This window comes from Dehalogenimonas sp. THU2 (assembly GCF_039749495.1).
GTDB lineage: Bacteria > Chloroflexota > Dehalococcoidia > Dehalococcoidales > Dehalococcoidaceae > Dehalogenimonas.
On sequence record NZ_JBDLLU010000015.1, the window covers coordinates 1 to 17,916 of the forward strand.

At 55.9% G+C, this 17,916-nt stretch carries 19 protein-coding genes and 1 other RNA gene; 9 read left to right on the forward strand and 11 right to left on the reverse strand.

From position 1 onward, the window contains the following. From ABFB09_RS08145 to ABFB09_RS08160, 4 genes are all read left to right on the forward strand, one after another. On the forward strand, positions 1-199 hold a 199-nt coding region (locus tag ABFB09_RS08145), incomplete at its 5' end, for a hypothetical protein (RefSeq protein ID WP_347001008.1). A 170-nt stretch (positions 200-369) separates the two neighbouring features. Then, positions 370-729, forward strand: a complete 360-nt coding sequence (locus ABFB09_RS08150) for a YbaN family protein (protein ID WP_347001045.1) — start codon at positions 370-372, stop codon at positions 727-729. A gap of 176 nt (positions 730-905) precedes the next feature. Beyond that, on the forward strand, positions 906-1,244 hold the full coding sequence (locus ABFB09_RS08155; RefSeq protein WP_347001009.1) for a CxxC-x17-CxxC domain-containing protein: 339 nt from the start codon (positions 906-908) through the stop codon (positions 1,242-1,244). A 157-nt stretch (positions 1,245-1,401) separates the two neighbouring features. Beyond that, positions 1,402-1,725: an RNA-binding protein gene (locus ABFB09_RS08160; RefSeq protein ID WP_347001010.1), complete on the forward strand. Its 324-nt coding sequence runs from the start codon at positions 1,402-1,404 to the stop codon at positions 1,723-1,725. A gap of 180 nt (positions 1,726-1,905) precedes the next feature. Here the strand turns inward: ABFB09_RS08160 and ABFB09_RS08165 are convergent, their stop codons facing one another. The 8 genes from ABFB09_RS08165 to ABFB09_RS08200 all read right to left on the reverse strand — a co-directional run bounded on the left by ABFB09_RS08165 (position 1,906) and on the right by ABFB09_RS08200 (position 10,005). Beyond that, positions 1,906-3,576, reverse strand: a complete 1,671-nt coding sequence (locus tag ABFB09_RS08165; protein ID WP_347001011.1) for an MDR family MFS transporter — start codon at positions 3,574-3,576, stop codon at positions 1,906-1,908. Position 3,577: 1 nt separating this feature from the next. Continuing rightward, positions 3,578-4,024 carry a MarR family transcriptional regulator gene (locus ABFB09_RS08170; protein ID WP_347001012.1) on the reverse strand — a complete coding sequence of 149 codons (447 nt, stop codon included), beginning with the start codon at positions 4,022-4,024 and terminating at the stop codon, positions 3,578-3,580. A gap of 109 nt (positions 4,025-4,133) precedes the next feature. Continuing rightward, a complete protein-coding gene (locus ABFB09_RS08175; RefSeq protein ID WP_347001046.1) occupies positions 4,134-4,976 on the reverse strand; it encodes a DegV family protein in 843 nt (280 codons plus the stop codon). A 333-nt stretch (positions 4,977-5,309) separates the two neighbouring features. Continuing rightward, the gene (locus tag ABFB09_RS08180; protein ID WP_347001013.1) at positions 5,310-6,593 is read right to left on the reverse strand and encodes a DEAD/DEAH box helicase; all 1,284 of its coding nucleotides are present in this window, start codon (positions 6,591-6,593) and stop codon (positions 5,310-5,312) included. 384 nt (positions 6,594-6,977) lie between these two features. Further along, a complete protein-coding gene (locus tag ABFB09_RS08185; protein WP_347001014.1) occupies positions 6,978-8,195 on the reverse strand; it encodes a M48 family metallopeptidase in 1,218 nt (405 codons plus the stop codon). A gap of 196 nt (positions 8,196-8,391) precedes the next feature. Then, positions 8,392-8,955 (reverse strand): LemA family protein, encoded by a 564-nt coding sequence (locus tag ABFB09_RS08190; RefSeq protein WP_347001015.1) that lies wholly within the window; start codon positions 8,953-8,955, stop codon positions 8,392-8,394. Between the two features lie 16 nt (positions 8,956-8,971). After that, entirely contained in the window at positions 8,972-9,391 is a 420-nt protein-coding gene (locus ABFB09_RS08195) for a zf-TFIIB domain-containing protein (RefSeq protein ID WP_347001016.1), read from the reverse strand. Between the two features lie 125 nt (positions 9,392-9,516). Further along, a complete protein-coding gene (locus tag ABFB09_RS08200; RefSeq protein WP_347001017.1) occupies positions 9,517-10,005 on the reverse strand; it encodes a CvpA family protein in 489 nt (162 codons plus the stop codon). A gap of 114 nt (positions 10,006-10,119) precedes the next feature. Here ABFB09_RS08200 and ABFB09_RS08205 point away from each other — a divergent pair, with 114 nt between their 5' ends. Next, positions 10,120-10,746, forward strand: a complete 627-nt coding sequence (locus tag ABFB09_RS08205) for a YkgJ family cysteine cluster protein (protein ID WP_347001018.1) — start codon at positions 10,120-10,122, stop codon at positions 10,744-10,746. Here ABFB09_RS08205 and proC read toward each other — a convergent pair. After that, positions 10,729-11,535, reverse strand: a complete 807-nt coding sequence (gene proC, locus ABFB09_RS08210) for a pyrroline-5-carboxylate reductase (protein WP_347001019.1) — start codon at positions 11,533-11,535, stop codon at positions 10,729-10,731. The two genes, ABFB09_RS08205 and proC, sit on opposite strands and share 18 nt — an antisense overlap. 121 nt (positions 11,536-11,656) lie before the next feature. Next, positions 11,657-14,101: a leucine--tRNA ligase gene (gene leuS / locus ABFB09_RS08215; RefSeq protein WP_347001020.1), complete on the reverse strand. Its 2,445-nt coding sequence runs from the start codon at positions 14,099-14,101 to the stop codon at positions 11,657-11,659. A 525-nt stretch (positions 14,102-14,626) separates the two neighbouring features. On the opposite strand from leuS, the gene ABFB09_RS08220 reads away from it, so the two are divergent. From ABFB09_RS08220 to ABFB09_RS08235, 4 genes are all read left to right on the forward strand, one after another. After that, entirely contained in the window at positions 14,627-14,815 is a 189-nt protein-coding gene (locus tag ABFB09_RS08220; protein WP_347001021.1) for a hypothetical protein, read from the forward strand. A gap of 68 nt (positions 14,816-14,883) precedes the next feature. After that, positions 14,884-15,243: RNase P RNA component class A (gene rnpB, locus ABFB09_RS08225), an RNA gene on the forward strand. A 341-nt stretch (positions 15,244-15,584) separates the two neighbouring features. Then, positions 15,585-15,803: a hypothetical protein gene (locus ABFB09_RS08230; RefSeq protein ID WP_347001022.1), complete on the forward strand. Its 219-nt coding sequence runs from the start codon at positions 15,585-15,587 to the stop codon at positions 15,801-15,803. A gap of 160 nt (positions 15,804-15,963) precedes the next feature. Further along, positions 15,964-16,461, forward strand: coding sequence for a hypothetical protein (locus tag ABFB09_RS08235; RefSeq protein WP_347001023.1), 498 nt, complete (start codon positions 15,964-15,966; stop codon positions 16,459-16,461). A gap of 21 nt (positions 16,462-16,482) precedes the next feature. Here ABFB09_RS08235 and ABFB09_RS08240 read toward each other — a convergent pair whose 3' ends face one another. Continuing rightward, on the reverse strand, positions 16,483-17,610 hold the full coding sequence (locus ABFB09_RS08240; RefSeq protein WP_347001024.1) for a S41 family peptidase: 1,128 nt from the start codon (positions 17,608-17,610) through the stop codon (positions 16,483-16,485). Positions 17,611-17,916: the final 306 nt, after the last annotated feature.

Below are 17,916 nucleotides of genomic sequence, written 5' to 3' on the forward strand. Positions count from 1 at the left end.
ATTCCAAAAGTGTCATCCTGTCTTTGGCCATTGTCGTGGTTACCTCCTGAAAGTCTTTGTTGTTATTTGCTTTCAAGAAACCACACAATGGCCTGCTTTTTCAACTCCAGGAATTTACACCACGTACGGGGATTCTACTACCTTTGGTGACGAATTAACGGGACATTCTACCAATTTACTCTACAAACTGGCAAAGTAAATCCGTTGGGAGCGACTCACTTCGGGTGGGCTCACGAGCAGTAAAAGCCACGAAAACGATGAATCGGGTCATAAACGATAATCCTCCCGGGATCATCATTCATCGCCGCCGCCCCTCCATGATATAATTAGGTTGACAATGCTATTCGAGGACATGTCTTGAAACACGGAATTAGAGTTCTTTTTATTGTTATCGGCACCCTAGCGGTAGGGCTGGGAATCGTGGGAATCTTCTTACCGTTACTGCCTACTACACCTTTTCTGTTGCTGGCAGCGGCCAGCTATGCCCGCAGTTCGCCGCGCTTTTACAACTGGCTCATCAATCATCACCGGCTTGGCGAATATATCCGCAACTATCGCGACCACCGGGCGATCAAACTCCATGCCAAGGTCACCGCCATAGCTTTGCTTTGGTTGACCATCGGGGTAAGTATCATCGTGGTTGATCCCGCATGGGTGAAGCTTAGCCTTGGAGCTATCGCCGCGGCGGTTACAGGGCATTTATTGTCCCTGAAAACTCTTCGCTCCTGATCGCCAATCGATCTCTTCGAAATCGAAGTTTCTTCTCATTTGCTTTATGTAACAAGCTGGCGTATAATGGTAATCAGTTACAGTAACGGTTATTACACGCATTTCAGAATCGCCCTTCGATTCGAAGCCTAGGATGACCAGACTCTAACGAGTATTAAAGAGAGGAGGTCATCCAGATGGCTCTACAACCCAAAACCCTTACCTGCTGCGATTGCGGTTCCAGCTTCACTTTTAGCGTTGAAGATCAGGAATTCTTTGCGTCTAAAGGTTTCAGCAATGAACCCAAGCGCTGCACCAGCTGCCGTTCCGCCCGCAAGGCAGAGCGCGGCAACACCGGCGGCGGTTACAGCAGCGGTGGTGGCGGCGGCTTCGGCGGCGGCTACAATTCTGCCCCCCGGCAGATGTTCCCGGCTACTTGTTCCGACTGCGGCAAATCCACACAGGTTCCTTTTGAACCCCGCAACGGCAAGCCCGTTTATTGCTCCGACTGCTACCGCAAAGTCAACGCCCGCTAATCCTTTTTAGCAACAATAGACACAGGCCGGAGAAATCCGGCCTGTGTTTTTTTGCAAGAGTTTTCAAAAAGTGCTCGGATCGCGGGACAGAGGGTGCGGTTATTCGGTGCTTCCCGTGGAAAACGAACGAGTGCAAAGAGGAGTGACTATGGGCAATATGAATATCTACATCGGGAACTTATCATTGGGGATAACAGAAGAAGACTTGCGGAAAGAGTTCTCCCGTTTCGGCCAGGTGGCGGCAGTGACCATGATGAATGACCAGCATTTCGGCAACGGACAGGCTACGGGTTACGGTTACGTCGAGATGCCTTCCAATAATGAGGGGTGTTCCGCCATCGCCGGGATGCATGGAAAAATCCTCCATGGGAGAGAGATTACGGCTATCGAGGCAATGCCTTTATCTCACGATACGCCGAAAGGTCAATACAATCGGGAGGTACGGCAGGGCAGGTGGGGGAAGCGGAGCGCCACGGCTTAAGATATTCCGGGGAATACCGGGGGTCCCCGTGATCAAACGGGGCAAGCGACCCACGAATCACTATTTCTAACCCTCAGCCGCCGCTTCTTATATTTCAAGTACGCATTCAGAGGGCGGCTCGAAACCCGGCCACCACCGGCTATGTCCGGGGGAGCCGGGTTTCGAAATTATTTCGCATTATTAAATTTCGGCTTCGTGTCTCTTATCCGACTGGCTTAGCGTCAATTCGAGTTCGATACCTGCTTCTTCCACCGCCGGGCGGTGGCTTTTTCTGAGTGCGATCTGCGGCAGGAAAAAGGACGCCACGAAGGCCACGGCCATGAGCGCCGCGCCGATAAGGAACACTTGGTCGATAGCCCCGCTGAAGGCGGTCTTCAGAGTCTCGATGAAACTATCGAAGGCGGATGCAAAGGCATCGCGGATGGCGTCCGGCGCCTGGGCGATGAGGGCGCGGATGTTCGCCTGTCCGTCGGTACTGAGGAACGCCTGGATGGTATTGCCGTCGATATGTACAGGAGTGTCAGGATTGGCCTGCTGTGCCATGACGACGAACGGGTCGGTATCGATACCGGTCAGCCGGGATGCCAGTTGGGCATTCATGACGCCGCCCAGGACTGCACCGCCGACGGTGGCGCCGACGGTGCGGAAGAGCTGGATGCCGGCGGTGACCTCACCCAGGCGGGCGTGAGTGAAGGCATTTTGCACCGCCAGGGTGAAGACGGGCATAGTGAAGCCCAGACCAATGCCCATGACGATCATCCGGAAGATCAGCCCCATGTCAGAGGTCGTTTCGTTGATCTGGGAGAAGAGCAGCATACCGGCCATGGCGATGCCCATTCCGCTGATCGCCAGCACTTTATAGTTGCCGGTGCGCGACATGACCTGGCCGGAGAAAATGGAACCGGCTACGATCGATAGCATCATCGGCATCAGGATAAGACCGGAGTTGGTGGCTGAAAAGCCGGCGACACCTTGGGCGAAGACGGGGATGAACAGGATAGACCCGAACATGCCTACCGATGCCAGGAAGGTGGCGATGATCGAGACGGTGAACACCCGGTTCCTAAAGAGTCCCAGCGATACGATAGGGTCTTTGGCCTTGGCCTCGCGCCAGATGAAAGCAGCGAGGGCGAACGTCGAGCCGATCAGCAAGGAGATGATCTCGGTCGAGCCCCAGGCATACTCGCTGCCGCCCCAGACCAACGCCAGAAGCAGCGGCACCAGGGTTGCGGTGAGGAGGAGGGCGCCGAGGTAATCAATGAAGCGTTCTTTGGCATCGTGAATCGTCTTGTCCATGCGGGGCAGGCCGGCGAAGATTACCGCAATGGCCGCCAGGCCGACAGGGATGTTGACGTAGAAGATCCAGCGCCAGGAGAAGCTGTCGGTCAGCCAGCCCCCGAGCAGCGGACCGGCCACCGAGGTGATGCCGAAAACGGCGCCGAAGAGACCCTGGACCTTGCCGCGCTGGGCCGGCGGGAAAAGGTCGCCGATGGTGGCGAAGGCGTTGACCATAATGGCGCCGGCGCCGATGCCCTGTAAAGCGCGGAAGAAGATCAACTGGGTCATGTCCTGCGCCAGGCCGGAGAGCATCGAGCCGGCAAGGAAAACGGCCACGGCGATCAGGGCAAGGTTACGGCGACCGTAAAGGTCGGAGAGCTTGCCGTAGATGGGCACGGTCACCGCCGAAGCCAGCATATATGAGGTGAAGACCCAGGACAGGTGGGACAAACCCTGGAATTCTTCTACGATGCGGGGCATGGCCGTGGCGACGATGGTCTGGTCGAGAGAAGCCATGACCATGGATAACATGATGCCGGCCAGGATGAGGGGGGTCTTAGGTTTGAGAGTCATACTACCTCGTTTTTTCGATTTGTGAACCGGAAATAACCTTGTCGATGAGATTCATCAGCATCTGAAACTCGGCGTCATCCAGCGCGCTGAATACGCTTTCCATCCGTTCCAGTCGTTGGTCCTTGATTGATTCGATCTGCCGCCGGGCTTCTTCCGGAACGACAAGGCAAAGGGCGCGGCGATCATCCGGAGAAGGCTCACGAATGAGTAGTCCCCTCTTCACCAGGATGTCAACCAGTTGGGTGGCGGCGCTGGAGGTGATCCCCAGCAAGGAGGCGAGTTCCTTGATGCCGATGCCTTCCTGCCGGCTGATGAGATGCAGCGCCAGCCACTGAGACGGGGCCAGGCATTCTTCGCCGCAGGCCGTATGGCTTTCCGGTGCCATGAGCCTTTTTAGAGAATGCAATTTCCCCATCAGGTGCTCGATCTGTTGTATGCGGTTTGTCATACCGGTCCTTAGAATGATTCCGGGCAATAATAGTTAAGGTGCTAACTATAGTAGCACCTTAACTATAAAAACGTCAATAACCGTAGGCAGATCGCCGGCTGATGATTATCTAGGTGTTGACCCTGAAAGCAACTGCCAGAACACCCGGACCGCCGTGCACACCCAGTACCGGACCGAAGCGTGCGATATGGATTTTATCCGGCGATATGAATTCACCGATGCGTTCGGCCAGGACCTTGGCTTCATCCGGAGTGGTTGAATGGATAACCGCCAGTTCGGTTATATTACTCCCGGCTTCTTTGGCTAATTCGAAAAGACGTTCGATCCCTTTGGCGCGGCTTCTGACCTGGCCGACAGGAACGAATTCTCCGTCCTTGATGGACAAGAGCGGTTTTACGTTGAGGAGCGATCCCATCAGAGCCTTCGCCCGCCCGATACGGCCGCCGCGGGCGATATATTTCAATGTATCGAAGAGCACCAGGAGGTGAATGTTTTCAACCATCCCGCTGGCCGTAGCGGCCAGAGACTTGAGGTCTTTAGCCGACCTGGCGAGGCGAGCGGCGGCCACAACTACCAGTCCTTCGGCCATGGAGGTGAATTTGGAATCGACGATCTCGATGGGCACCGCGTTTTTCATCATTTTAGCCCCTTGTTTGGCTGAACTGATGGTGCCGCTCATTTTATCCGAGATGTGTATAGCCAGGATGCCATCGGCACCCTCGGCGATGCTGTCAAAAGCCTCAGCGAAATCCTGCGGCGAAGGCTGGGCGGTGGTGGGATGGGCTGGGTCAGTCTGGAGACGGGCGTAGAATTGGTCCTCGGTAATATCGACGCGGTCACGGTATGACTGGCCGCCGAACTGCACATAAAGCGGCACGGTGGTGATGTTGAGTTCTTTAGCCAGTTCCGGCGGCACGTCTGAGGTTGAGTCGGTGACGATCTTAATAACCACGGCGGGTACTCCTTTAGCCAGTTTCTCGGTATCAACAACATCGATAGCCACGCCCAGTATATCGCAGTATCGTACCCGCTGGCTATAACTATTTTAACCGGGCATCCGGCCATCGTTGCGCGAAAAATCGACTCATCAGGAAACCTCTGAAGAAGCCCTGATTTTTCGGGATTAGTAACATTGAGATTCTTCGCTGGACGCTCAGAAAGATACTCTAAAAGGTGGAATGCGGGATGAAGAATAACTTGCCTGGAGGTTCCTAAGCGGGTCTTATGATGACAAAAAGCCCGCCGGTCAAGGCGGGCTTTTTTATCGAATTTAAGAATCCGGGAATCAGGCCGGCTGTTGTCTAGCGGCCGGTCTGCGCCAGGAAGGAATCCTGTGGCTCGAGCGTCCGGCGGTGTTTGCGGGGGGTTGCCCCTGTCGTGCCGGGCGGGGAGGGCGGGCGAATTCCGTCCTCGGTGTTACGGGGGCATCGTATTTGAAACCCTCGATCTTACGGCGTTCGATCGGCGCCTTGAGCAGTCTCTCCAGAGAACGTACCATCGGTTCATCCTCGCCGGTGACGAACGTAAAAGCGTCGCCGCTCTTACCAATGCGGCCAGTGCGGCCGATGCGGTGAATGTAGGCGTCGGAGGTATCAGGCATATCATAGTTGATGACGTGGGAGACATCCGATACATCGATGCCGCGGGCGGCGATGTCGGTGGCAACCAGTATCTTGTAGGTGCCGTTCTTGAAGCCGTCGAGGGCTGCTTGACGCCGGTACTGCGACAGGTTTCCCTGGATGGACGCGACACTGTAGCCCGCCTGAGCCAGGGAAAGGGCAACCCGTTCGGTGCGGTGCTTGGTGCGGGTGAAGACCAGCACGGAACCTGAGTCGACCACGCCTAGAAGGGTCTTAAGCAGATCGGTTTTGAGATCATGGTGCACAGGGTAAATGGCGTGGGCCACGGTGATCGCCGGGGCCACCTGGCCGATCTGTACAGTCACCGGGTCCTTGATGACCTCATGCGCCAGCTTGCGGACATCATCCGGCATGGTGGCGGAAAAGAGCAGTGTCTGGCGTTCATGCATGAGGCATTTCAATATCTTGCGGATGTCCGGCATGAACCCCATGTCGAACATGCGGTCGGCCTCGTCAATGACCAGGATCTCGACATCAGAAAAGTCGATACTGCCCTGCCAGACATGATCAAGCAACCGCCCTGGGCAGGCGATGACGATGTCCATACCGGAGCGTATCTTGCTTTTCTGCGGTTCCATGCCGACGCCACCGTAAATGGCCATAGCCCGGATACCGGTGAACTTTGAAAGGTTCTTGCAGGTATCATAAATCTGCTCGGCCAGTTCACGCGTGGGAGCGATGATCAGAGCCCGCAGTTTACGGGGTTGACCTTGCCGGGGTTTGTTGGCCGTACCGCGAAGGAGTTTTTGCAGGATGGGTAAAACGAAGGACGCAGTTTTGCCGGTACCGGTCTGGGCCAATCCGATAATGTCACGACCTTCCAGCGCCGGCGGGATGGCCTGCGCTTGGATAGGGGTGGGCTCGGTATATCCCATGGCCTTGACGGCGTCCATGAGGGCGGGGTGAAGATTAAAGCTTTCGAAACTCATTTTATTCCTAATAATTTATTTTGATACTAATTCTAATACGTGGGTAAGGGTGTGTGGTTACGGATTATGGCTTATCAACAGACCTCTTTACGGGAAAAACAGCGCCGGTTTCTGGCGATTGACGCGGCGACAGCGTGGCGGTCGAGATGAAGCAGGGGAAGGTTTGGGTAACCTGGCTTTTCTTCAAGTGACGATTCACGGTGATGACCGGTTTATTCCTGAGTATTTTGGTCACCCGATACCCGGTAAACGATGTACGGAAGTATAAGATAACCGAAACCTATTTATTGACATAATTATACTATGAATCTAAGGCAACATACAAATGCAGAGAATATGTGCTACACACCGTAGTTATAGAATATAGAAACTATTCGACACCGGTCAGGACTGTGATGGCGTCTTGTTAACCGTCCCGCAATGAGGGCATCTGACGGAAGGTGCGGTGAAGTTGGGAGGCAGGCGGAGGGTGGTGCTGCAATTAGAACAGTTGAGAGTCCGATAGTGACTCATGCCGAAAAGCATATTCTGTGTTTCCCGGGTGCGAGTGAACTTATCCGGTTCACCGACAGCGCCTTCGGTGGAGGGGGCGCGGGCGGTCACGGTTTCGGCGCCGGTCAATGCTGAACCGGGGACGATCTTGCGGTGAGCGATTTCTTCGGCGGCCTGTTCATATGCCTTGTATGAAATGCCGCCGCCCATCTTTCTCAGGATGCGGACGCGTTCGGAGATGGGGGGATGGGTGCTGGTGAGGTCTGCGGCCTTGCGGCCGTCCTGTCGAAAGGGGTTGATGGTGTACATCGGCGCGGTAGCCTGGTTTGCCGCTTTGACCTGGTTTGTCGAAGCACCAAGTTTTTCCAGTGCCGATGCCAAACCTTCCGGATAACGGGTGTAGAGCGCGGCCGAGGCGTCGGCCAGGTATTCGCGCCGCCTGGAAATGGCGAAGTATATGAGTTGGGCGAAGATAGGCGCTAGGATGATGAAGATCAGACCGACGATGGCGATTATCGCGCCGCCGCTGCCACCCCCGGAATCACTGGAGCGCCGTGAACCACTGCCGCCTGAGAAAAACAGCATGCGGCTGAAATAGTAGGAAAGGATGACGATGGTGCCAAGCAGGACCGCCGCAAGGGACATCAATAGAACGTCGCGATTCTTGACGTGGGCGATCTCGTGGGCGATGACTCCCTGGAGTTCATCACGATTCAGCTTTTGCAACAAGCCGGAGGTAATGGCCACAGCGGCGTGAGCCGGATCGCGGCCGGTGGCGAAGGCGTTAAGCGCCGGGTCGTCGATAATGTAGACATCCGGCATTTTGGGCAGGCCGCAGGCGATAGTCATTTCCTCTACCACGTTGAAGAGGCGTGGGTGATCTTTTTTTTCTATCTTCTTGGCGCCCGCCGTAGCGAGCAAGATGCTGTCTCCCTGAAAATAGCCGACCAGGGTCATGATGATCCAAACGACTGCCGCCACTGCCACACCGGCATAGGGACTGTCGAAAAAATAGACACCGATGCCGTAGCCCACGGCAACGAGGAGAGCCCCCATTCCGATCACCAGGAAAATGCTCCGGGTGCGATTGGCGTTTATTTGTTCCCACATGTGCCTATTCCGCGCCCCGCTGTCCCAAAATTCTAAATACCAATATCCAAATCCCTTCGACTCCGCTCAGGGCAGCCTCCAAACAAATTCAAAATATTAAATTCCAAACGTTATTCGGCTGGCGGATGAATCGAACATCGCTCTGTTTTTCCCGAATGCAACGATCAACTACGAACTATCGACTATTGACTATCGCCTAGGTGAAACTGACCTTGGGCGCGGCGCGCTCCGCTTCTACTTTGACCTCGAAGAACTCGCTTAAGGTGAAGCCGAACATACCAGCGATGATGTTGGAAGGGAACATCTGGATCTTGTTGTTGTACCCAAGGACCGAATCGTTGTAGAACTGGCGGGAGAAGGAGATACGATTCTCCGTGGAGGACAGTTCTTCCTGCAACGCGAGGAAGTTCTGATTGGCCTTTAGATCCGGGTACGCTTCGGCGACGGCCAGGAGGCGGGAGAGGAAGCCGGAAAGCTCACCTTCCGCCTGGGCACGGACGGCCGGGGACGAAGATGACACCTGCTGTGCCATGTTACGGGCTTTGGTGACGTTCTCGAACACCTCGCGTTCGTGCTTGGCGTAGCCCTTGACCGTTTCCACCAGGTTGGGGATGAGGTCATAACGCCGTTTGAGCTGGACGTCTATCTGTGCCCAGGCGTTTTTAACCTGGTTGCGCAGGCGCACCAGCCCGTTGTATATGCCGACCAGGATCAGCGCCAGGAGCAGGACGATACCGAGTGTGATCAGCGTGGGGACCATATATTTTACCTCCGTTTCATTCGGCCGCGTCGGCTTTGAGGACATCTTTTAAAAATGATAGCAGTTTGGCGTCGGTGTTATTGCCCGTCGGTTTGAGTTGGAACAAGACCGAATGCAACTCACCGCCGTCGAACCACAGACCGTCGCCGCGTACGGCACAGGCGTCGATGATCACCTTCGGGGCGGTACCCAACTGTTCCTTACGCATGTTGATGTTACAGATAGGGCAGCGGCGCTTTGCCTCGTCGGTAACCGCTTCCGGGCGCTTGAACATGTCCGCCAGGCATAGATCCGCCTCGTCGCGGCAGGTCTTTTCCATGACCAGTTCCAGTTCGCCGCGGTCCAGCCAGACGCCATGACAGGTTGGACAGTAATCTATGGCGACCTGTTCATGCTCAACGACGATCATGGGGCTATGGTCTTTTGGGCAGTTCATAATATTGTCTCAAGTTTAGGCGTCGGGGCAGGCCGTGTCAATAGTCTGATGGTTATAACGACAGAGGCTTGTGCAAAGATATCGCTGCTCGCCAGAACCCGGCTGCCCGTGAAGGGGGTGAAAGATTACTGGAAGAACTCTTTGATAGAGTCGAACTGGGAAGGCAATAGCGCCAGTACGACGGGGAACTTGTTCAGGAGGAACGTGGCCATGAACGAATCAGCCAGGGAGGTCGTGCCGAAGAACCTGGCCCAAGCGGCCAGGGCGGCACCGACGAAAAGGGCGCCCATCAGCAAGCCGAAAACGGCGCCGCCAAGTCGGTTGATCCAACCCAGGAATACCATAGATGCCAACTTGGTCAACAGACCGGCCGCGATGGAGAAAATGCCCCAAACGACCAGCAGAATGGCGATGAAAGCTACGACATTGGCGATATCCGGATTGGAGATGAAGCCGGACAGGTTACCGGCGAGAGTCTCATGGAACCTCCCCGCCAGTACAATACCGACGATCAAGCCAAGCAGGCCACCGAGCGCTTTGATGAGACCTTGTTTTAAACCGGTGAAAACCTGGAGGGCCAACACGATCAGAATTATGATATCAAGCCAATTCATATGACTATTAAAGCACTTGGCGGTAGTTAACGCAACCATCGATTGACAATCGTGACCGGAGGCAATACATTATGGACCAGCACCCTTTCTCGAGGATGGTTGGGATGTCACAGAATGGATACTGATAAAATTCCGCCAGATGACCTTTCTACGGCGCGGACACATATCAATATAACCCGTCAGAAAATAGGGCCCAGATACGACGCTTATCTTAATAAGGTCGTCGAGGCGCTTCGGGAAGGGTTCCCACTTGCTTTTCAATCAATGACCGATGAAAACCTGCGGGAATTCGTCGCTCTCATTGAATTCACGACCGATGTGTCCCATGGGTTCATGAAACGACTTAAAGAGGCTTGCGACGGTTGCGGCTGGTGTTGTTCTCAGACGAGCCATATTGTGGTTTCCGGGGCTGATGCGGATCGCATTAGTCGCCAGTTGAGGCAGAAGCGTGAAGACTTGTTCATGTATACGACCACTGATAACGGTAAGGAATGGATAATCAAGCGAGGTCATCCCTGCCAGTGGTGGAATTCTAAAAACGGCCGATGTGCCATCTACAATTTCAGGCCTCAAACTTGTCGAAACTGGCCACAGACAACCGATGACGAAGGCAGGCACGGATTACAGATAAGAAGCGAATGCCGCTATTCTGTCATGGTAATGGTTTACCGGACCTTAGAAGCCCTTAAAACTGTGGAAACGGATTTAAGGGGGGCAACAGGTCTAATTCGGCGCCCCTAGTTCTTGTGCCCGATCAAAGGCAGCTTTTACGGCGATATCGATGGTCTCCCTGAACTGGCGGGAATCGAAGATCTTCAAGGCCTCGGCGGTGGTGCCGCCGGGGGAGGTGACCATGCGCCGCAGTTCGCCGAGCTCATGTTCCGACTGGTGGGCGAATTCCGCTGAGCCGACAGCGGTCTGGATGACCATCTGGCGGGCCGCTTCCGGCGACAGACCGAGTTTTACCGCCGCATCCACCAGGGCTTCCATGAAGAGGAAGAAGTAAGCCGGGCCGCTGCCGCTGATGGCGGTGGCCTTGTCCAGGTCGGCTTCATCCGGGGTGTAGAGTTCATCGCCCATGGCGGTCAGGATGCGCCGTGCGGTCTCCTTTTGCGCCACGTCCACGGAATCGGTGGCGGTCCAGACGCTCATCCCGAGGCCGATCTGCGCCGGGGTATTGGGCATGACGCGGATGACTGCTTCATGCCTCAAGCCATCGACTATCGCCGACAGCTTCTTGCCGGCTATGATGGAGATAACGAGATGGTCGCAGCAAAGCTGTCCGGAGAGGCCAGCCATGACCTCGTCGAGGTGTTGCGGTTTGACCGCCAGGATGACGACATCGGAGCTCAGTGCCGCGGCGACGTTGCTCTCGGTCGCGGTGACGCCAAGCTCCACGGCCAGCGCCTCACGGCTCTCCTGCCTCGGGTCGGCGACGGTGATGTCCTCCGGCACGGCCAGTTCCTGGCGGATGATGGCGTTGATCATTGCGCGGCCCATGTTGCCGCCGCCGATGAATGCTATTTTCATGATAGGGGGCCCCCTCACCTAACCTCTCCCCGGTGGGGAGAGGGATATTTAATTGTTGCCGTGCCGTTGATCGTTGAGTAGGAGCAGGATACATTCTGCCCGGTATCGTCGCGTCACCTTTTTATTTTACCACTATATTTAGCAGTTTCCCCGGGACGTAGATGACGGTTTTGATCTCTTTGCCCTCGGTGAACTCTTTGATGCGGTCGTTAGTCAGGGCGAGGTCGGTGGCCTGGCACTCGGTGATGTCCGCCGGGGCGGGCAGGCGGGCGCGCAGCTTGCCGTTGACCTGCACCACGAGGGTGATCTCCGGCTCCGCGGTCAGGGACTCATCCCAGGCGGGGAATGACTGGTTATGCACCGAGTATTCATGACCGGTCAGAGTCCACAGCTCCTCGGCGAGGTGGGGGGCGGTGGGTGCCAGCGCCAGGATGAGCGTCTCGACGGCCTTGTTCCAAGATTCGGCGGAGACCCGGGCGGCTTCCCGGGCGGGGGTCAAATAATTGGTGAACTCCATTAGCGCCGCCAGCATGGTGTTGAACTGCATGCGGTCGATGTCGGTGCTGACCTTGCGGACGGTCTGGTGGGTCTTGCGGATAAGCTCCGCCTCCGCGGCGGGGTCGAAATCGCCGGGAATGTATTCGTCGAGGGACAGCTTCCAGACGCGGTTGAACCAGCGGGAGATGCCGCCGATGCCGGAATCGTTCCAGTCGCCGCCGAGCTCCCACGGGCCGACGAACATCAGGTAGGCGCGCACGGTATCGGCGCCGAGTTCGGCCACATACTTGTCCGGGTTGACCACGTTGCCACGGGACTTGCTCATCTTGGCGTGGTTCGAGGTGATGGTGCCCTGATTGAAGAGGCGCTTGAAGGGTTCGCCGAAATTTACGAGTCCCATATCGCGCAGGGCTTTGACGAAGAAACGCGAGTAGAAGAGGTGCATCACCGCGTGTTCCGCGCCGCCAGTGTAGATGTCCACCGGCATCCAGTATTTCGTCTTATCCGGGTTGAACGCATATTCAGTATCGTGGGGCGAGCAGTAGCGCAGAAAATACCACGAGGAACACATGAAGGTGTCCATGGTATCCGTCTCACGCCGGGCCGGACCGCCGCAGGCGGGACACGTCGTATTGACGAAATCCGCGGCGTACTTGAGCGGTGATTCTCCGGTGGGCTTGAACTCCGCGTCCTCCGGCAGCAGCACCGGCAGGTCTTTCTCCGGCACCGGCACGATGCCGCACTTATCGCAGTAGACCATGGGGATAGGCGCGCCCCAGTAGCGCTGGCGGGAGATCAGCCAGTCGCGCAGTTTGTAATTGGTCGTCCGTTTGCCGAAGCCCTGGAGCTCCATCCAGTCGCAAATGCCGTCGAAGGCCTCGGCGGTGGATTTGCCGTTGAACTGGGCGGAATTCCTCATCGCGCCGTCGCCGGTGTATGCGGCCTCGATCGGCCCGCCTTCATAACCCTCCGGGGCGATGACGACGCGAACGGGTAGTTTATACTTTTGGGCGAAGACGAAGTCCCGCTCATCATGGGCGGGGACGCCCATGACCGCGCCGGAACCGTAGCTGGCGATGACGTAGTCCGCGATCCAGACGGGGACGGGCTCACCGTTGAGCTGATTGGTCACGTAAGCGCCGGTGAAGACGCCGTCCTTCTCTTTCTCGGTCGACATGCGGTCGATCTCGGTCAGGCGGCGGGTCTTGGCGACATAGGCTTCGACGGCTTCTTTATTATCGGCGGTGGTAATTTTTGCGACCAGGGGATGTTCGGGCGCCAGCACCATGAAGGTGACGCCGTAAACGGTGTCGGGGCGGGTGGTAAAGACCTTGATGGCTTTCTCATCGACGCCGGGTACGTCGAGGAGGAACTCGATCTCGGCGCCGGTGGATTTGCCCACCCAGTTGCGCTGCATGATCTTGATGCGTTCCGGCCAATCCAGGCCCTCGTGGTCCATGAGTTCGTCGGCGTATTTGGTGATGCGGAAGAACCACTGCTCCAGATCCCGCTTGACCACGGGCCCTTCGCAGCGGTCGCACTCACCGCCGCCGATGACCTGCTCGTTGGCCAGCACCGTCTGGCAGGAGGCGCACCAGTTAACCGGCGCCTTGGCGCGGTAAGCCAGCCCGGCCTCGTACAGCTTCAGGAAGAACCATTCGGTCCACTTGTAATAATCCGGCTGGCAGGTGATCACTTCCCGGTCCCAGTCGTAAACAGAGCCCATGGATTTGATCTGCTTGCGCATATTTTCCACGTTGTTCATCGTCCAGGTGCGCGGGTGAATGCCGCGCTTGATGGCGGCGTTCTCCGCCGGCAGGCCGAAGGCGTCGAAACCCATGGGGTGCATGACGTTGTAGCCCTGCATCCTCTTATAGCGGGCGTAGGCGTCGGACGGGGCCATGGCGTACCAGTGGCCGATGTGGAGGTCGCCCGAGGTGTAGGGGAACATGGTCAGGGCGTACCATTTGGTTTTGGGCGAATCCCCGTTAACTTTATAAAGTCCGTCGGCGGCCCATTTTGTTTGCCATTTTTTTTCAATTTCCTGGGGCTCGTATCTGTCGGTCATAAGGGGTTTACTCCGCCGTTTTCCGTATCCTGTAATCTTAACGCCTGCGCGTGGCGCGTTCAAGTGGAACAGTAGAGGATAAAGTTGCGGCTGTATTTGCGGTACCGGCGGCCGATTTGAGTTGTAAATTGGGAAAATAAATCCATTTTTTAGCTTTGGGCGCGACTTACATAATAGAACCAATGATTGGATGAAATATTCTTTGTTTTTCCACAGACGATTTTTTAAGAAACAATCCGGTTTTATCACGATTGGAATCCGGCCTGCCAAACGTAGGATTGTTTTGTTGTAGCAAGTAAAAATAATCGAAACAATTCAGACGGCGATCCTAGGGAATCAAAGCAAGAAATCTGGCGGGCAAAACACGTAGAATCAGCAAGTCCATCCTGTAACACACTTATCGGAGAACGTATTGTAGCACACCGTCACTCTCCGGCTGTCAATAGGATTTTGGCGGGTTTCGGGGGTTTATTTTTTAGGAGACCTGATGAGGGGGGCACGACATCCTTCGATTCTCGGGGTACAATGCCGTGCCGCTACTGGGGACTGGTTGATTCGACAACCCTGAAACGGCCTCGGTGTCAGGATGGACTGGCCGGCGGTTTGTGCAATGACTTTGGTTTGAGTTGCGATATCGTCAATTCGGATGCCCGTTTCAACGTCGACATGTTCAAATGCACCAGTTGCGAGCAGTGCGTTGGCGCCTGTGGGTAGGGACGCTAAGGTTTGGACAAATGGCGGGAGATTGACATAAAGACATCTTTGCGATACAGTATTCCCGCCAAGCAGAGCGGGCAGCCGCCGCGGCTTTTTGCCGGGGAGGAAAGTCCGAGCTCCATCGGACGGGGTGCCGGGTAACTCCCGGGAGGGGCGACCCTACGGAAAGTGCAACAGAAACATACCGCCAACGGCCCTCACGGGCGCGGGTAAGGGTGAAATGGCGAGGTAAGAGCTCACCGGCGGGCGGGAGACCGTCCGGCCGTGAAAACCCCACCCGGAGCAAGGTCAAATAGGGGAACTTAAGGCGTGTCCGCGCTGTTCCCGGGTTGACCGCTTGAGCCCGCCGGTAACGGCGGGCCTAGATAGATGGCTGCCGCCTTCAATGAAGGGTACAGAACTCGGCTTACAGCTCTGCTTGGCTACATACGAGTTTATAGTTCATAGTTTATAGTTTATAGTTTCAGTTCTCCTACTGCGTACGAGGTTATAGTTGTCAGTTCCCTTCATCCCCTGGTATCGAATCCGGGTATTTATAATCCGAACTGAAGGCGTCTTGGGGCTGGGTTTTGGGGACTGAAAATTGGTAACTGGTAACTATCAACTAGTTTGTCTACCCTGAACATAGCGTGGCGATTGCGAAAGATTACGGGCTTAAGAGCTTGCATGAGTGGTTGGGGCATTGACACAAGGCGCACAACGGCGGTAAACAGCGCTAACCGGCCTTGCCCGGCTTAAGATGGAAGCGGTTATAATACCCAACGATATGACACACCCCCACCTTCACGAATTCGTCCGGGAATGCGCCGGCCGCGCCGGGCACAACTGGACCGAACTCTACGACGAGATGTGTCGCACCGCGGCCCGGCGGCAATACCGCGGGCTGGGCTATTCGGAACTCCGGGAAATGGGGCTGCCGCTCGACCTGAACGGTTTGGACGCGACGGCGGCGCTCGTGGATGATGTGCTGGGGCGGGCGAACTAAAAAAGAGGATCCTAAAAGGTACCCGTACTACCAATTCAAAACCCGGCATAGCAGGAGCGTAAGCTCCTTTTTTGTTTTTAGCGCAACAATAAAATAAGTATTGATTCAGCCCCGGTCGGGGACTATAATCCGAGTTAGGTCAAACCCTGAGGAGCTTGAGATGAAAAAGCTGCTGGCGTTTGTTCTGGCGATTGGATTAGTCACCGGCATGGCGGGCTGCACCGATATCGAATTCGAGAATATCCACTTTGGTTCGAACGACGAACTGGAACAGACTGCTGAGCCGGTCCGTTGCCAACTTATCCTCGATACGCGGGTGGTCACTGTCAGTGGGGCTTATGTCTACCCGCAACCAGTTCAATTTGAATACATGGTTTACGACACGGATAACATGGCCACCAAGTTAGGCGGTTATGTTGAAAAGTTCACAGATTCAACCGGATTCGTGAGGTACATCACCGAAGTTATCACCCTGCCTGAGGGCTATTACGTCAGAATCACTGTTCACGCTGGCGAACCGGGGTCAATGGTAACTAATACGATTTCATACACCTATACTGAGATAAGCCGGGAAACAAACAGAGGTGAAGGTGCCAATCTTTACACACTCGCAAAAACTCTAACCGTCGTCAAAGGCGCCGGTGGAGTCGCTCCATAACCAACAATTATCCTAAAACCCTCAGCTAAGGTAATCGATTGCCCAGGCCAGCAGGTCGTCGCCGGTGAGGTCGAGGGCGAAGTCCGGGGTGATGCCGAGTCCCTCGATGAGGTGGCCGTCCGGGGTGTACCAGCGGGCGATGGTGAGATAGATGCCGGTGCCTCCGGGCAGTTCGTAAAGCTGGTTGACCGAGCCTTTGCCGAAGGTCTGGGCGCCGCAGACGGCGGCGCGGTCATAATCCTGAAGCGCGCCGGCCAGCACTTCGGAACCGGACGCCGAAAAGCCATCTACCAGGACGACCATGGGCAGCGCGGTGGTGGCGGATTGTTTGATGACATCATGGGTGGTGACGCCGCCTTCACGGTCCTTGATGGTCAGGACCACGCCGTCGGTGATGAAGTAACTGGCGGTATTAATAACCGTGGAGACCAGACCTCCGGGGTTGCCGCGGAGGTCCAGGATGATGGAAACGGCTCCATTGCCATTGATCTCCTCTATAACGGGCAGCAGTTCTTCATCCGTATTCTGATTGAAACTGAAGATGGTGATATGGGCGATGCTGCCAAGCATTTCCAGATCGACCGAGGGCTGGGTGATTCGGGCTCGGGTGATTGTGAAAGAAAGGGGACTACCGTCCCGTTCGATCGCGATGACGACACTGGTACCGGCTTCTCCGCGGACCAGCGGACCCAGTTCGGCCATAGTCAGCCCATCGGTTGAAACTCCGTCCACTGCGGTAATGTGATCACCTGCTGCCAGCCCGGCCTGGGCGGCGGGCGAGTCCGGAAAGACGGCGATAATGATAAGCGCGTTATCCCGCACTGTCATCTCGGCGCCGATGCCGGAGTAAGTGCCGTCGAAATCATCCAGCATGGCGGCGTAGCCGGCGGTGTCCAGGTAGGCGGAGTAGGGGTCGCCAAGGTAATCCATCATGCCGCGGATGGCGGCCTCCGCCAGGGCGTCCTGATCAATCTTGTCAGGTTCGACGTAACGGCCGGTGACGGTTTCCCAGGCTTCGATGACGCGTTTCAGGGAATCGCTGCCACCCGGGGAGAGTACAGCCGTCATATAACCGAAGCCGAAACTTACCAGCAGCGCGGTGACCGAGAAAACACTGCCGACGGCGATTTTCCAACGTGTTGACATCATGATTCTCCTGAAGTGTCCTACCTAACATAATACTACAAAAACGGCTAAAGCGCACTTTTTGAACGTGGAGGGACGAGTGCATTAACGGCTGCGTTGACGAGAAGTCGTGTCCCTGCCGCCCGGCGACGCTGACGCGCCGCCCAGGGCCGAGATGAGGACCCTGTGTCATAACCGTCATATTGAAGGAAAGCGCGGTTAAACAATCAGCCTCACTAAACGTTGAATTGAGCTTCTTCGCTGCGCTCAGAAAGACAATTATCTCTTTTTGAGACACCCTGTGATGGCGGCACCTGCGGGATCGGGACA

Excerpts from the sequence above, each read along its gene's own strand:
- ABFB09_RS08155 (WP_347001009.1), top strand. The coding sequence starts at position 906 with ATGGCTCTACAACCCAAAACCCTTACCTGCTGCGATTGCGGTTCCAGC.
- ABFB09_RS08160 (WP_347001010.1), top strand. The coding sequence starts at position 1,402 with ATGAATATCTACATCGGGAACTTATCATTGGGGATAACAGAAGAAGAC.
- ABFB09_RS08165 (WP_347001011.1), bottom strand. The coding sequence starts at position 3,576 with ATGACTCTCAAACCTAAGACCCCCCTCATCCTGGCCGGCATCATGTTA.
- ABFB09_RS08170 (WP_347001012.1), bottom strand. The coding sequence starts at position 4,024 with ATGACAAACCGCATACAACAGATCGAGCACCTGATGGGGAAATTGCAT.
- ABFB09_RS08180 (WP_347001013.1), bottom strand. The coding sequence starts at position 6,593 with ATGAGTTTCGAAAGCTTTAATCTTCACCCCGCCCTCATGGACGCCGTC.
- ABFB09_RS08185 (WP_347001014.1), bottom strand. The coding sequence starts at position 8,195 with ATGTGGGAACAAATAAACGCCAATCGCACCCGGAGCATTTTCCTGGTG.
- ABFB09_RS08190 (WP_347001015.1), bottom strand. The coding sequence starts at position 8,955 with ATGGTCCCCACGCTGATCACACTCGGTATCGTCCTGCTCCTGGCGCTG.
- ABFB09_RS08195 (WP_347001016.1), bottom strand. The coding sequence starts at position 9,391 with ATGAACTGCCCAAAAGACCATAGCCCCATGATCGTCGTTGAGCATGAA.
- ABFB09_RS08200 (WP_347001017.1), bottom strand. The coding sequence starts at position 10,005 with ATGAATTGGCTTGATATCATAATTCTGATCGTGTTGGCCCTCCAGGTT.
- ABFB09_RS08205 (WP_347001018.1), top strand. The coding sequence starts at position 10,120 with ATGGATACTGATAAAATTCCGCCAGATGACCTTTCTACGGCGCGGACA.
- proC (WP_347001019.1), bottom strand. The coding sequence starts at position 11,535 with ATGAAAATAGCATTCATCGGCGGCGGCAACATGGGCCGCGCAATGATC.
- leuS (WP_347001020.1), bottom strand. The coding sequence starts at position 14,101 with ATGACCGACAGATACGAGCCCCAGGAAATTGAAAAAAAATGGCAAACA.
- ABFB09_RS08220 (WP_347001021.1), top strand. The coding sequence starts at position 14,627 with ATGCCGTGCCGCTACTGGGGACTGGTTGATTCGACAACCCTGAAACGG.
- ABFB09_RS08230 (WP_347001022.1), top strand. The coding sequence starts at position 15,585 with ATGACACACCCCCACCTTCACGAATTCGTCCGGGAATGCGCCGGCCGC.
- ABFB09_RS08235 (WP_347001023.1), top strand. The coding sequence starts at position 15,964 with ATGAAAAAGCTGCTGGCGTTTGTTCTGGCGATTGGATTAGTCACCGGC.
- ABFB09_RS08240 (WP_347001024.1), bottom strand. The coding sequence starts at position 17,610 with ATGATGTCAACACGTTGGAAAATCGCCGTCGGCAGTGTTTTCTCGGTC.